Consider the following 14,281-nt stretch of genomic DNA (forward strand, 5'->3'; position numbering starts at 1 on the left):
TCCGTCTGCTCATTGCCCACTTGAAGCCGCTCCTTTTCGTGCCTTCGGCCGGGGCAGGATGCAGGCTTTTGTTCTGCAATCCCCGCCCATTGACCTCTCTAACCATATATATATGATAAATGTAAAGAGCCACCCCATAAGCTTGCGAGGAACCTGGAATGTCACACCCTCCGATCCGCCTTGGCCTGGTGGGCCTGGGCAAGATCGCCTGCGACCAGCACCTCCCCGCGATTGCGGGCAATTCCCGGTTCGATCTGGTCGCGGTGGCCGATCCGGTTCACCGGCTTGACGGGGTGCGCGGCTATGCTGGCCTGGCGGAAATGCTGGCCGGCGAAGCGGGGAAGCTCGATGCCGTGGCGCTGTGCACGCCGCCCGCCGTGCGCGTGCCGCTGGCACGCGCGGCGATTGCCGCCGGGCTCGACGTGCTGCTGGAAAAGCCGCCGGCCGCCGCCCCGACCCAGGCCCAGGCGCTGGAGCAACTGGCTGCGCGCGCCGGCGTCACGCTCTATGCCGCGTGGCATTCGCGCGAGAGCGAAGTGGTCGAGGCCGCACGCGCCTGGCTCGCCACCCGCAGAATCAGTGCGGTGCACATCACCTGGCGCGAAGACGTGCGCAAATGGCACCCCGGGCAGGACTGGTTGCTGTCCAAAGGCGGCTTTGGCGTGTTCGATCCGGCAATCAACGCCTTTTCGATCCTGACCGAAATCCTGCCCTCGGGCATTTGCGTGGAAGGCGCGCGGATGGACGTACCGGCCAATCGCAGCGCGCCGACCGATGCGCAGGTGGACATGCGCTGCAGCACCGGTGCACCGATCATTGCCGATCTGTCGATCCTGCACCCCGGCCACCAGCAATGGGATATCGTGGTCAGCACGCCCGATGGCGAACTGGTGCTGCGCGATGGCGGGCATCGCCTGGAAATCGACGGCACGCTGCGCCAGGCATCCGCCAACGATGAATATGCCCGGATCTATCGCCGCTTTGCCGATCTGATCGCGCGGCGGGAAAGCGATGCCGATGCCCGGCCGCTCTCGCTGGTGGCCGATGCCCTGCTGCTCGGCACCGTGACCACCGGCCCTGATTTCGAGTTCTAAGCCATGACCATCTCACCTTCGACCGACCGCCGCACGGCCCTTGCCCTGGGCCTCGCCGGCCTTGCCACCAGCGCCGCGCCTGCACTGGCTGCAACGGCCAAGACGGCTCTCACCACGCCGGCCGCTGACGCGGCTGCGTCGCCCCGGCGGCGCGTGCGCCTGGCCGATGGCTGGCGCTTTGCCCTGGGCCATGCCGCTGACATGGACCGCGATTTCGATTTCGGCCGCTATCAGCGCACCTATGCCAAGCCCGGCTTCGATGTCTCGCCCGCCACCCAGCCCGATTTCGATGACAGCGCCTGGACCAGCGTGCGCGTGCCGCATGATTGGGCGGTGGAACTGCCCTATGCCCCGCCCAAGGCGCCGGTGCCCAAGGACAAGGAAGACATGGCCGCCGCCCATGGCTTTCGCTCCATCGGCCGCGATTTTCCGCAGAACAGCGTGGGCTGGTACCGCTGCAAGCTGCCGGTTGGCGCAGGCGGCGGTCTGGTGGAGCGGGGCCGCGCCATATGGCTGGAATTCGACGGCGTGTTTCGTGACTGCAAGGTCTTCGTCAACGGCTATGAAGCGGGCGGCAGCGCCTCGGGCTATGCCCCGTTCCGCGTCGATATCGCCGATTTCCTCGATTACGATGGCGGCCCCAACCAGTTGACGCTGCGCGTCGATGCCAGCCTGGGTGAAGGCTGGTTCTACGAGGGCGCGGGCATCTATCGCCATGTCGACCTGGTCAGCGCCGCGCCGATCCACGTGCCCCAATGGGGCACTTGCGTGCGCAGCACGATTGGCGGCACGGGCGCGCAGGTTGCCATCGCCACTACGCTGGCCAATGCGGCCGAGGTGGCGGGCACGGCGCAACTGCGCCACCGTGTGCTGGCCCCCGATGGCCGCGAAGTGGCAGCCATCGCCGCGCAACCGGCCGCCACGCTGGCGCCAGGCGCGCAGACCACGCTGGACCAAGCGCTGGCCCTGCCCGCGCCGCAATTGTGGTCACCCGAAACGCCGCGGCTCTATACCCTGGAAACCAGCGTGCTGGTCGATGGCCAGGAGGTTGACCGCACCCAGACCCGCTTTGGCATTCGCACGCTGTCCTTCGATGGCACGCACGGCTTTGCGGTCAACGGCAAGCCGGTCAAGCTGCTGGGCGTGTGCAACCACCAGGATCACGCCGGCGTGGGCACGGCCATTCCCGACGCGCTGCATGCCTGGCGCGTCGCGCAGACGCAAAGCATGGGCGCCAACGCCTGGCGCAGTGCGCACAATCCGCCGGCACAGGCATTGCTCGATATCTGCGATGCGACCGGCATGATGATGGTTGCCGAAACCCGCCTCAACACCACCAATCCCGAGGCGATGGACGAACTCGATCGCATGATCCTGTCCTCGCGCAACCACCCGGCGATCATCCTGTGGTCGGTGGGCAACGAGGAAGGCCACCAGGGCACCGAGCGGGGCCGCCGCATTTCGGCGCAGCTGGTGGCGCGCTGCAAGCAGCTCGATCCCACGCGGCTGACCACCCAGGCGATGGACAAGGGCTGGGACGGCGGCGCGGCCGATGCCGTCGATGTGGTGGGTTTCAACTATCGCACCGACAAGATCCCGGCGTGGCGCCAGCGCCACCCCGGCAAGCCGGTGATCGGCACCGAGACCGCCAGCACCGTGGCCACGCGCGGCGCCTATGCCAACGATGCCGCCGCCCACGTGGTGCGCGCCTATGATACCGAGCATCCGTGGTGGGCCAGCACGGCCGAGGAATGGTGGCAGATCGTGGCGGCCGAACCCGGCATTGCCGGCGGCTTTATCTGGACCGGCTTCGACTATCGCGGCGAGCCCACGCCCTATGCCCAGTTCCCCAGCGTTTCGAGCTATTTCGGGGCGATGGACCTGTGCGGTTTCCCCAAGGACAACTATTACTACTACCGCGCCTGGTGGCGCCGGGACGCGCCGCTGGTGCACCTCTTGCCGCACTGGAACTGGGCCGGCCGCGAAGGACAGCCGATCGAGGTGTGGGTCCACGGCAACTGCGCCGAGGTGGAACTGCTGCTCAATGGCCGCTCGCTGGGCCGCAAGGCGATGCCGCAGAACGGCCACCTTGCCTGGATGGTGCCCTATGCCCCCGGCCGGATCGAGGCGCGCGGCTATAACCAGGACCGTCTGGCCGCTCGCGACAGCCGGGTGACGGCAGGCCGCCCCGCCGCGCTGCGCCTTTCGGCCGATCGCACCCGCCTGGCCGCCGATGGCGGGGATACTGCCGCCGTGCGGGTCGAGGTGATCGACGCAGCGGGGAACCTGGTGCCTACCGCCGATACCGCGCTCGGCTTTTCCCTGAGTGGCGCGGCGCGGATCATCGGGCTGGGCAACGGCAATCCTACCTCCACTGAACCCGACAAGGGCGATGCCCGGCGCGCGTTCAATGGCCTGGCCCAGGCCCTGGTGCAAAGCGCCGGCGCCGCCGGCGCGGCACGGCTGACTGTCACGGCCGCTGGCCTTGCGCCCGCCAGCCTCGACCTGTTCTTTCACGCCTGATGCGAAAGGCCCCTCTTTCCATGACCCTCCTGCGCCACGCCCGCAGCGCCGCGATGACCGCCCTTGCCCTTACGCTGTCCACCCCGGCGCTGGCCGCGCCCACCCCGCCGCTCTATCTCGGGGCAGACCTGTCTTTTACCAACGAGATGGAAGCCTGCGGCGCCCGCTTCATTGAGCACGGCAAGCCGGCCGATCCCTTCGTGGTGCTCAAGCAGCATGGCGGCAATGTCATGCGGGTGCGGCTGTGGCACACTCCGACATGGACGCAGTACAGCACCTATGACGATGTGCTGAAGACGATCACGCGCGCCCATGCCGCTGGCCTCAACGTGCTGCTAGACTTCCACTATTCCGACGATTGGGCCGATGGCGACAAGCAGCCCGCCCCGGCCGCCTGGGCGAACCTGCCCACCGATGCCCAGGTCAAGGCGCTGCACGACTATACGCGCGAGGTGCTGGACAAGCTGGCGGCGGCCGGGCAGCTGCCGGAAATGGTCCAGGTGGGCAACGAGACCAACGCGGCCGTGCAAGGCGGCGTCAAGGACCAGCCGATCGACTGGACGCGCAACGCCCGCCTGCTCAACGCCGGGATCAGCGCCGTGCGCGAAAGTGCCAAGGCCCATGGCAAGCCGATCCAGGTGATGCTGCACATCGCCCAGCCCGAAAACGTCATCCCCTGGTTCGACGCCGCCACCGCAGCCGGCGTGCTCGACTATGACATCATCGGCATCAGCTATTATTCCAAGTGGTCGACCTACAACCTTTCCGGCCTGGGCAAGGTGATCGACGCCGCCCACCGCCGCTATGGCGCGCAAGTGTGGGTGGTGGAAACCGCCTATGCCTTTTCCGACGACCATGCCGACGACACGACCAACCTGCTCGGCTCGGACAGCGCCATCCCGGGCTACCCGGTCAGCCCCAAGGGTCAGCTCAAGTACCTGCAAGACCTGACGCAGACCGTGGTAAACAATGGCGGCAACGGCGTTGTCTATTGGGCGCCGGACTGGGTTTCCACCCGCTGCAAGACACGCTGGGGCACGGGATCGAGCTGGGAAAACGCCGCGATGTTCGACATCCGCCACCACGAGGCGCTGCCCGCGTTCGACTGGTTGGGGAAAACGTACAAGCCCCAGCGCTAAGCCTCTCACCACCCCCAACCCCCTCCTCTGAAGAGGAGGGGGCTTTTTTGTCAGCGCTTTACGGGAGCGTAGTGGCGGCCCACCACCCCGCTGGCCCACAGCGCGGCCCAGATCAGCAGCGGCTGCGCCAGCATGCGCGGGATGTGATACGCCAGGCCCAGGCCATGATCGGGCCGCGCCAGGTCCATCAGCATATGGTTCACATTGGCCGGCCACACGCACAGCGCATAGGCCGCCAGGCCCCAGCCCGCGGCGCGGCGCAAGGCGGGGCTATGGCCCTGCACCAGCGCCACGCTGCCGGCCAGTTCGGCCAGCCCGGTCAGCGTGATCACCAGCGGCGCCAGTGGCACCCAGGCAGGCGTGATCTTGAGGAACGGCGCGGGCAGCGCCAGGTGCAGCACACCTGCAGCAAAATAGAGCAGGCCAAGCAGGATACGCACGATGCGACGGGTCATGCCCGCTTGTTGCATGGCACCGGCGCAGCGCCAAGAAAAAGGGCGCCGCATCGCTGCGGCGCCCTGGCAGGTTGAGGGCGGTTCGGGGAGAGGATCGAACCGCCCTGAAACGATCAATAGCGCACGGTCACATCAGCGAGATAGCTGCGGCCATACTTTTCATAGCGGGCGATCTGGTTGGGATCGTTGTTCCAGTAGAAGCGCGCCACCTGGTTGGTCAGGTTGTTGGCCTGGACCCGCACCGAGATGTTCTTGGTGATGCTGTAGCCGATGCTGGCACCCAGCGTGGTTTCGCTGTCCAGCCGCGTCAGCTGCGAGGCATCCCAGCCATAGATCACCGTGAACGGGCTATGATGCTTGAGCGCCAGGCGCGCATCGATGCCATGATCCGAATACCACAGGTCGAACTCGCCGGTGAAATCGGCCAGCCCCACCGCCGGGAACGGATTGGCCTTGGGCGCCAGTTCCTTGAGGTCGGACTTCACGAAGGCGGCGTTGGCATAGATACCGAACTTGTCGAGGCCGGGGATGAAGTAGAACGGCATCTGCAACGTGGTTTCCACGCCGGCGATATAGCCGCCCTTGCCGTTGGCCGGGCCGGTGATCAGGTAATCGGCGCCACCGATGTTCTGGGTGGTCTGGGTATAGCCGATGTTGGTATCAACATCCTTGTAATAGCCGGCCACGGCCAGCAGCGCATCCTTGTGGAAGTACCATTCCGCCGAGATGTCACCCTGCGTCGCCATGAACGGGCGCAAGGTGGGGTTGCCGGCGCTGCCGGTCAGCTGCGGCGGATAGACCGACAGGATGCGGTTGGCGCGCAGTTCATCGAGCGGCGGACGCGAGATGACGCGCGCGGCGGCAACGCGCAGCTTGAGCGTATCGGTCAACTCGAAGTTCAGGTTGATGCTGGGCAGCGCGCGGAAATAGTGGCTGTTGCCCTGGATCGGGAAAATCGTGGTGACATTGGCGCCGCTGCCGTTGTTGGCGGTCGGATCCCACGACGTGCTCGAACCGGCCGCGGTGCTGTGCGTGACCACATCGACGAAACGCACGCCAACGTTGCCCGAAAAGCCGTTGCCGCCAAGGTCGGCCATGACATAGCCTTCCATGTCGTCCTCGCGCACGCGCCAGCCCTTGGTCGGATCATCGGCACCTGGGGTATAGACCACCGACTGCGCGGCAATCGTGTCGAAATTGCCATAGACCATGGTCGGCACGCTGAAATTGCGCACATTGAATGCGGTCAGGTCAGCGGCGTTGAGGGTGACGTTGCCACCGCCGATCGTGCCCACGCTGCCGCTGCCATAGGCGAGGCTCTTGACGCGGTTGGAATAGCGCAGGCCCACGCCCACGCCCGCCAGCCAGCCACTGTTGACGGCGCGGCGAATGTCGATCTGCCCGGCGCCCAGGTCATCATGCAGGCGCTGCGGCCCGTCATAGAGACCGGGGTAATAGCTCTGCACCGTCTGGGCAGACGTGTCGCCGACATTGGCACCGCTGACCGAGAGCGACGGCACCTGGCCTGCGCCGGTGGCAAAGGTCGTGCTCGACGGATAGAATTCCGTCGCAACCGAGCGATAGAGGTTGTTGCGCTTGGCGCTGGAATAGGAAACGTCGGTCTTCACCGACCACGTGCCGTCGTCATACTTGGCGTTGAGGCCCGAGACGAACAGCGTCTTGTCTTCGGTGTATTTGCCAAAGACATTGGTGACCGAGGAATAGTTGTTGAGCGTGGCACCCGTGACGGTGTTGCCGGCCAGGGTATAGTTGCCCGGCTGATAGATATCGCCCGGCTGCCCGAAATTGCCGCCCCAGTCGCCCCAGCCGTTGGACCGGCCGTACCACTGTTGCGCCTGGTTTTCGTTGATCTTGATGTTGGAATAGAGGCCGTCGAGCGTGATGTCCCAATAGGAACCCGGCTTCCACTGCAACGCGGCGGTGGTGCTCCAGCGCGTTTCCGTCAGGCCCTTGACTTCGGACTGCGCACCCCAGGGGGCGTTGATCTTGTTGCCGCTGGCATCGGTCGGCGGGGTGCCGGTGTCGGGCGTGTTATAGCCCCAGCCCTGGAAGCTTTCAAAGCCGTTCTTCTGCCGCTGGTAGGTGCCGCCCAGCACCAGGCCGAGATTGTCGGTCAGCTTGCCGACATATTGCGCGCTGCCACGCGCACCGAGGCCGGAATAGCCGGGGATGTCCTTGCCGCCATCGTTATAGATCGCCCCGCCGCGCACGGTCAGCGCCGGGCCGTGATAGTCCAGCGGCTTGATCGTCTGGATGTCGATCGTCGCGGCCACGCCACCTGCGATGAAGTTGGCGCTCTGGCCCTTGTACACCGCCACCGACGAGACGATTTCGGACGGGTAGATTTCCCAGCGCACGTTGCGGTCGGGCTCTGACGAGGCCACTTCGCGGCCGTTGATCAGGCCCAGCACCAGGCGCGGGCCAAGGCCGCGCACTGCGGCCTGGCTGGCATTGCCGCGATCGCGCGTGGCGGTCACGCCCGGCAGGCGGCCCAGCGAATCGGCGATGGTCACATCGGGCAGAACGCCGATGTCCTTGGAACTGATGGTTTCGGCCACCACGGCGGTGTTGCGCTTGGCATTGAGCGCATCGCGCAACGAGGCGCGCAGACCGGTGACGACGATCGCCTGATCGGACGCGGCCTCAGCAGCGGCCTGCGGCGCGGCAACGCTGTCAGCCGATTGCGCAAACGCGGCGTTGGAACCCACGGCCAGCGCCAGCACGCTGGTTGCACACAGAACACGACGGAAATCGAGATGCATGAAAGCCCCTCCCAGAAAGCAGTGAAGTCTTATTTATACGATAAATAGGATTCGTATGCGCAGACTGTCAAGCCGTGTTGCCGATCACCACCCGCCAGCCGGGCGATGGCCGCAGAGTGTTGCCGGCCAGCAACAGCTTGGAATGCTCGGGAATCCTTGCGAAAGCCGCGATCCAGTGCGGTTCAGCCGCCGCGCAGCAACTGCACGCCCCAATCGCGCTCGAACAGATAGAGCAGCACCCGCGCCGCTTCTCCACGCGGGGAAGACAGCCCGCCATCGCGCTCCATCAACAGCCGCGCATCATCGTGCGCGATGGGCAGCAGGTTGGCGATCTGCTCGAAATCGGCGACGCGAAACGGGGTGTCGCCAGATTGCCGGGTGCCCAGCAGCTCGCCCCCGCCGCGCAAACGCAGATCTTCTTCAGCCAGCAGGAACCCGTCCTGCGTTTCGCGCATCAGCGCCAGCCGCTCGCGCCCCACCTTGCTCACCATGTCGCCGCGCAGCAGCAGGCAGGTGGATTTCTGGCTGCCCCGCCCGACGCGCCCACGCAGCTGGTGCAGCTGCGCCAGGCCAAAGCGTTCGGCCTGCTCGATCACCATCAGCGTGGCGTTGGGCACATCCACCCCCACTTCGATCACGGTTGTCGCGACCAAGAGGCTCGCCTCGCCGCTGGCAAACCGCTCCATGGCCGCGTCCTTGGCCTCGGACCGCATCTGGCCATGGACCATGACCACGCGCTCGCCAAAGCGCTCGGCCAACATGGCGTGGCGCGCTTCGGCGGCGGCGAGATCCTCGTTCTCTGCCTCGCGCACCATGGGGCACACCCAATAGGCCTGGTGCCCGGCGGCAATGTGGCGGCCGATCCCGTCGATCACGTCGGCCAGCCGCTCCTGCGCCACCACGCGCGTGTCGATCGCCTGGCGACCGGGCGGCATCTCGTCCAGCCGCGAGACTTCCATCTCGCCATATTGCGCCAGGGTCAGCGTGCGCGGGATCGGCGTGGCGGTCATCGCCAGGCAGTGCGGGGTGCGCCGCGCCTTTTGCGTCAGCATCAGGCGCTGTCCCACGCCAAAGCGGTGCTGCTCGTCGATCACCACCAGCGCCAGGTTGCGATAGGCGACGCTGTCCTGAAAGATCGCGTGGGTGCCCACCAGAATGTCGATCCCGCCATCGAGCAGGTTCATCAGCAGCGCTTCGCGCGCGCGGCCCTTGTCGCGCCCGGTGAGCAGCGCGATGTTCACGCCCGTCCCGCGCGCCATCTTGGCCAGCGTATCGGCATGCTGGCGCGCCAGGATTTCGGTCGGCGCCAGCAAGGCCGCCTGCCCGCCGGCTTCCACCGCCACCAGCATGGCGTGCAGCGCCACCGCCGTCTTGCCCGAGCCGACATCGCCCTGCAGCAGGCGCAGCATCGGGCTGCCTTGGGCCATGTCGCTTTCGATTTCGGCAATGGCCCGGCTTTGCGCGCCGGTCAGCGTAAACGGCAGGTTGAGCTTGGCGCGCAAGTGGCCATCGCCGTGCAGCGGCTGGCCCGCCCGGCTGCGGTTGGCCGCGCGCACCAGCATCAGCGCCAGGGCATTGGCAAACAGCTCGTCATAGGCCAGCCGGTCCTTGGCGCGCTTGTCGGGCGCCTGGTGGGTGCGGGCCAGTGCTTCGTGCCAGGCCGGCCACTCCTCGCGCGCCAGCAAGCCCGGCTCGATCCATTCGGGCAGGCGCGGCGCCTGGCCCAGCGCCTGGTGCACCAGGCTGGCAATGCGCCCCTGCGTCAATCCTTCGGACAGGGGATAGACCGCTTCGGTCAGGTGGCCCTGCAAGCCGGCGCTGTCTTCGCTGACGTGGTCGGGGTGCACGATCTGCCAGGTCTGGCCATACTGGTCGAGCCGCCCGGCCACCCAGCGCTTCTCGCCCACCGGCAGCGCCTTTTTCGCGGTATAGGCCGCGCGCCCGAAATAGGTGATCGACACATGGTTGCCCACGCTGTCTTCGGCGATCACCCGAAACGGCCCGCGCCCGGCCGGCTGGCGATGCTCGCGCACGGTCAGCGCCACGATGATCTGCTCGCCCAGTGCGGCCTCGTCCAGCGTGGCCACGGCGCGCCGCTGCACGAAACGATCGGGCAGGTGATAGAGAAAGTCGCGCACCCGCGTCAGCCCCAGCTTGTCGAGCGGGCGGGCAAGGCCGGCACCCACGCCCTTCAGGCTGGTGGCCTCGGCAAACAGGGGATTGAGCAGATCAGGGCGCATGGCGGCTCCATAATCACCATCGGGCCGTTGCGCCATGGGGCAAGCTGGCTTACCCGCAGCCGTCATGACCGAAACGACCGCGACTCCCGACTCCCCGCAGCTGGACGACGCGCGCCTGCGCCGCATGAAATTCCGTGCCTGGCACCGCGGCACGCGCGAGGCCGATTACATGATCGGCTGCTTCTTTGACCGTTTCCACAGCCAGTGGGGCGAGGCCGAGGCTGTGTGGTTCGAAACCCTGATGGACGAGGAAGACGTCGATATCCTGGGCTGGGCGCTGGGCACGCTGTCGGTGCCGGAAGAATATGCCGGGCCGCTGATGGACCGCATGCGCCAGCTGGACTACGTGGAGATTCCGCGCTGAGGGGTTGTGTTTCCCGCCCTTCGACAAGCTCAGGGCGAACGGAACGTTATTGCAATGCTTCGTGTTTTGTCCGTTCGGGCTGAGCTTGTCCCCGCCCCGCATACCAACCTCCGTTCGCCCTGAGCTTGTCGAAGGGCGCGCACGCAACGCACGCTTTAAAGAACCGCCCATGCCAGACCTGACCCGCATTCTTTCCGCCCGCAGCCCGCTGACGCTTGCCAGCGTGGCGCGCGGTGCCCAGCCGCTGGTCATGGCCGACCTGGCCCGCGCCGCAGCGGCTGCGAAAGCCCAGGGCCGCTGCGTGTTCATCACGCCTGACGATGCCGCCCTGCGCGCGGTGGTGGAAAGCGCGGGTTTCTTTGCACCCGAGCTGGACGTGATCGATTTCCCGGCGTGGGATTGCCTGCCGTTCGATCGTGCCTCTCCCGCCCTGTCGATCAGCGCGCGGCGGCTGGCGGCGCTGCAAAAGCTGCAGCACAAGCGCGACGCGCGGCCGCAGCTGCTGGTCACCACGATCAATGCCGTGCTCCAGCGCACGCTTTCCCCGTTCCGCATCCGCGAATCCACCCGCCTGTTGACGCCGGGCGTGGAAATAGGCCGTGAAAGCCTGATCGCCCTGCTGCAACGCCAGGGCTATTCGCGCACCGATACCGTGGTCGATGCCGGCGAATATGCGGTGCGTGGTTCGGTCTTCGATATCTATCCCACCGGGCTCGATCACGGGCTGCGCCTCGATTTCTTTGGCGACGAGCTCGAAACGCTGCGCCTGTTCGACCCCAGCACGCAGCGTTCGGTGCAGCCGGTGGAAACCCATCTGCTGCTTCCGGCAAGCGAGGCGCTGCTCGATGAAACGTCGATCAAGCGGTTCCGCAGCCGCTATCGCGAAATCTTTGGCGCCAATGCCACCAGCGATGCGCTGTACCAGGCGGTCAGCGAAGGCCGGCGCCTGGCCGGCATGGAGCATTGGCTGCCGCTGTTCGAAGAGCGCATGGTCACGCTGTTCGATCACTTGGCCGAAGGCGATCTGGTCGTGCTCGATGCTGGCGCCGCCAAAGCCGCCGAAAGCCGGCTGGACGACATTGCCGATTACTATGCCGCCCGGACAGAGGCAGCGGCGCGCCAATCGGGCACCTATCGCCCGTTGAAGCCCGACGCGCTCTATCTGACGCGCGATGAACTCGATCGCGCGCTGGCCGGCTGGCCAGTGCACCGCGCCACCATCTTTGCCGAGCCGGAAAGCGCCAGTGTCATCGACTTCGGCTTTGCCAGCGCGCGCGATTTTACCCCCGATCGCGCCCAGGGCGTCAATATCTATGAAGCGGCGGCCAAGCATCTCGCTGCGCTGGGCACGCGCGGGCGCAAGCCGATCGTCGCGGCCTATACCACCGGATCGCGCGCGCGGCTGGCCTCGCTGCTGGCCGAGGCGGGCAAGCAGGCCCCGGCCCTGGCCGACACCTGGCAGGAAGCGCTGGGCCTGGCTGCCAGCGGCCGCCCGGTGGCCGTGGTCCTGCCGCTGGAACAGGGCTTTGCCAACGATACCCTGGAACTGCTGACCGAGCAGGACATCCTGGGCGACCGCCTGGTGCGCCGCAAGAAGAAGCGCAAGGACGCCGATGCCTTCCTGGCCGAGCTTTCCGCGCTGATTCCGGGTGACCTTGTCGTCCACATGGACCATGGCATCGGCCGCTATGAAGGGCTGGAAGCGATCACCGTGGGCAAGAGCCCGCACGATTGCGTGCAGCTGACTTATGCCGGCGGTGACAAGCTCTATATCCCGGTCGAAAACCTCGACGTGCTCTCGCGCTATGGCGCCGAAAGCGAGAACGTCGCGCTCGACAAGCTGGGCGGCGAAGGCTGGCAACGGCGCAAGGCGCGCATGCGCGAGCGCATCCTGGAAATGGCCGGGCAGCTCATGGCGACGGCCGCGCTGCGCGCGCTGCGACAGGCCGATGTCCTGGCGGTCGATCCCGCCAGTTATGGCCCGTTCGTCGATCGCTTCCCCTGGGAAGAGACCGAGGACCAGGACCGCGCCATCGACGACGTGCTGGGCGACATGGCGGAAGGCAAGCCGATGGACCGCCTGGTCTGCGGCGATGTTGGCTTTGGCAAGACCGAGGTGGCGCTACGTGCCGCGTTCGTGGCCGCCATGGCCGGGCACCAGGTGGCGGTAATCGCCCCCACCACGCTGCTGGCGCGCCAGCATTATGCCAATTTCGTCGAACGCTTTTCCGGCTTTCCCATCCAGATCGGGCGCCTCTCGCGCCTGGTGCCGGCCAAGGAAGCGGCCGAAACCCGCGCTGGGCTCACCGCCGGCACGGTCGATATCGTCGTGGGCACCCACGCGCTTTTGTCCAAGTCGGTGGAATTCAAGCGCCTGGGCCTGGTCATCGTCGACGAGGAACAGCGCTTTGGCGTGACGCACAAGGAAAAGCTCAAGGAGCTCAAGACCGACGTCCACGTCCTCACGCTCACCGCCACGCCGATCCCGCGCACCCTGCAGATGGCGATGTCGGGCCTGCGCGAATTGTCCACTATCCAGACCCCGCCGGTCGATCGCCTGGCGGTGCGCACTTATGTGATGCCATGGGACGATGTGACCATGCGCGAGGCCTTGATGCGCGAACACCAGCGCGGCGGGCAGAGCTTCATCGTCGTGCCGCGCATTGCCGACATGGCCGAAGTGGAAGACTGGCTGCGCCTCAACGTGCCGGAAATCCGCTTTGTCACCGCGCACGGGCAGATGAGCCCGACCGAGGTGGAAGACCGCATGAGCGCCTTCTACGAAAAGAAGTACGAAGTGCTGCTCTCGACCACGATCATCGAAAGCGGCATCGACATTCCCAGTGCCAATACCATCGTGCTGCACCGCGCCGATCGCTTTGGCCTGGCGCAGCTCTATCAGCTGCGTGGCCGCGTCGGCCGCGGCAAGCTGCGCGCCTATGCCTATCTCACCTATCCCGAAGACCAGGCCCTGTCGGAAGTGGCAGAAAAGCGCCTGAAAGTGCTGGGCGATCTGGATTCGCTGGGCGCCGGGTTCCAGCTGGCCAGCCACGATCTCGACCTGCGCGGCGCCGGCAACCTGCTGGGTGACGAACAATCCGGCCATATCAAGGAAGTGGGATTCGAGCTTTACCAGTCGATGCTGGAAGATGCGATCCTGGCGGCCAAGGCCGGCGATATCGGCATGGCGCGCGAACGCGACGCACTCAGCCCGCAGATCACGCTCGATGCGCCTATCATGATCCCGGAAGACTACGTGCCCGATCTGGCCGTGCGCATGGCACTCTATCGTCGCATGAACGATGCCGAAGGCGCCGATGCCGTCGAAGCACTGGCCGCCGAAATGATCGACCGTTTCGGCCCGCTGCCCCCGCCCACACAGAACCTCTTGAAGCTGATCGAGGTTAAGCGCCAGGCGATCGAGGCGCGCATCGCCAAGATCGACGTGGGGCCAAAGGGTGTGCTCGTCTCGTTCCACAACGACGATTTCCCCGATCCCATGGGGCTGATCGCCTATGTCGAGCGGCTCAAGGGCACGGCCAAGCTGCGCCCTGACAACAAGCTGGTGATCCAGCGCGCCTGGGGCGATGCGCAAGGGCGGTTGAACGGCCTGGTGCAACTGACCAAGGGGCTTTCCACCATCGCGCGGCGGGCGGCAAAGAAGGCTGCCTGATAGCGTTGAC

Annotated in this window: 8 protein-coding genes; 5 read left to right on the top strand and 3 right to left on the bottom strand. The window is 66.2% G+C overall.

All coding sequences use genetic code 11. The annotated features are described in order from the left end of the window. The first annotated feature begins 158 nt into the window (after positions 1-158). Genes C8K14_RS03960 through C8K14_RS03970 form a run of 3 tightly spaced genes read left to right on the top strand, consistent with a single transcriptional unit; the run spans position 159 to position 4,756 of the window. Positions 159-1,094 carry a Gfo/Idh/MocA family protein gene (locus C8K14_RS03960; RefSeq protein WP_107715804.1) on the top strand — a complete coding sequence of 312 codons (936 nt, stop codon included), beginning with the start codon at positions 159-161 and terminating at the stop codon, positions 1,092-1,094. A 3-nt stretch (positions 1,095-1,097) separates the two neighbouring features. Further along, complete coding sequence (galA, locus tag C8K14_RS03965) at positions 1,098-3,617, top strand: beta-galactosidase GalA (protein WP_107715805.1); 2,520 nt, start codon at positions 1,098-1,100, stop codon at positions 3,615-3,617. Between the two features lie 20 nt (positions 3,618-3,637). Next, complete coding sequence (locus tag C8K14_RS03970) at positions 3,638-4,756, top strand: glycosyl hydrolase 53 family protein (protein ID WP_233250894.1); 1,119 nt, start codon at positions 3,638-3,640, stop codon at positions 4,754-4,756. 50 nt (positions 4,757-4,806) lie between these two features. On the opposite strand, the gene C8K14_RS03975 is transcribed toward C8K14_RS03970, so the two are convergent. The 3 genes from C8K14_RS03975 to recG all read right to left on the bottom strand — a co-directional run bounded on the left by C8K14_RS03975 (position 4,807) and on the right by recG (position 10,234). Then, positions 4,807-5,211 carry a hypothetical protein gene (locus C8K14_RS03975; RefSeq protein WP_107715806.1) on the bottom strand — a complete coding sequence of 135 codons (405 nt, stop codon included), beginning with the start codon at positions 5,209-5,211 and terminating at the stop codon, positions 4,807-4,809. 113 nt (positions 5,212-5,324) lie between these two features. Then, positions 5,325-7,994 carry a TonB-dependent receptor gene (locus tag C8K14_RS03980; protein ID WP_054130511.1) on the bottom strand — a complete coding sequence of 890 codons (2,670 nt, stop codon included), beginning with the start codon at positions 7,992-7,994 and terminating at the stop codon, positions 5,325-5,327. A gap of 182 nt (positions 7,995-8,176) precedes the next feature. Next, positions 8,177-10,234 carry an ATP-dependent DNA helicase RecG gene (gene recG, locus C8K14_RS03985; protein WP_107715995.1) on the bottom strand — a complete coding sequence of 686 codons (2,058 nt, stop codon included), beginning with the start codon at positions 10,232-10,234 and terminating at the stop codon, positions 8,177-8,179. 64 nt (positions 10,235-10,298) lie between these two features. Between recG and C8K14_RS03990 the strand changes: the two genes are divergently transcribed. Together C8K14_RS03990 and mfd are read left to right on the top strand one after the other, a co-directional pair. Further along, complete coding sequence (locus tag C8K14_RS03990) at positions 10,299-10,598, top strand: succinate dehydrogenase assembly factor 2 (RefSeq protein WP_062785435.1); 300 nt, start codon at positions 10,299-10,301, stop codon at positions 10,596-10,598. A gap of 169 nt (positions 10,599-10,767) precedes the next feature. Further along, positions 10,768-14,271 carry a transcription-repair coupling factor gene (mfd, locus tag C8K14_RS03995; RefSeq protein WP_107715807.1) on the top strand — a complete coding sequence of 1,168 codons (3,504 nt, stop codon included), beginning with the start codon at positions 10,768-10,770 and terminating at the stop codon, positions 14,269-14,271. The last annotated feature ends 10 nt before the right edge of the window (positions 14,272-14,281 follow it).

This window comes from Novosphingobium sp. GV079 (assembly GCF_003058045.1).
In the GTDB taxonomy this organism is placed as follows: domain Bacteria; phylum Pseudomonadota; class Alphaproteobacteria; order Sphingomonadales; family Sphingomonadaceae; genus Novosphingobium; species Novosphingobium capsulatum.